1 pseudogene is annotated in these 601 nt (G+C 56.6%); it reads left to right on the top strand.

What is annotated here, in order from left to right:
- Nucleotides 1-234: 234 nt before the first annotated feature.
- Nucleotides 235-601, top strand: a pseudogene (locus XCSCFBP4642_RS29690) (hypothetical protein); the annotation flags it as partial.

The raw sequence follows: 601 nt of genomic DNA, 5'->3' as shown, positions 1-601 counted from the left end.
GGGGTTCAGCCGACATACGTGTAAAAATAGCTCACAAGATTGGATTTCATCCATTGCATCAGTGAGTTAGCGGATATTTTGGCGCAACAAAATGTCCGTCGCTCCATTTCCAGTCTCTGGCCACAATCCCATCCCATGTTCCGATGTTCCCTCGTGATTTCGCTGTTTCCGAAGGGTGGCTTGCCAAAAACTGGTTACATCAGGCCGTCTCCGAAAAAAAGACGAGCACTCAAGATGCGCCCTCTTTCGCCCGCTTCAGCCATCATTGCCAATGACCTGATCGACAACGGCCTCGCCGATCCTCACTCGCCCGATCAGGAAATCGCCGATACCGTCAATTGGCGCCGCACCCAGCACGGTCAGGACGCGTTGACGCAATTGGGTGAGATGGCACCTCCGTGGAGACGGCGTGTTCTGCCCGCCGATCCCACCCCGTATCGAATCCAGGAGATACGGCAACACCGCCTCCACCGCGCCTCCACCTCCATACAGTCTGTGCCACTTGCCCCACCGCCGGCAGTGGCGTTGTCCGGAGAGCTTGCCTTTGACCCGATGGACTTTCTGGACATACCAGACACTCCAATCTCTGCCTCAAGCGCCC

It is taken from the genome of Xanthomonas cassavae CFBP 4642, from assembly GCF_000454545.1.
In the GTDB taxonomy this organism is placed as follows: Bacteria; Pseudomonadota; Gammaproteobacteria; order Xanthomonadales; family Xanthomonadaceae; genus Xanthomonas; species Xanthomonas cassavae.
This window is presented reverse-complemented; position numbering and strand designations above follow the sequence as displayed.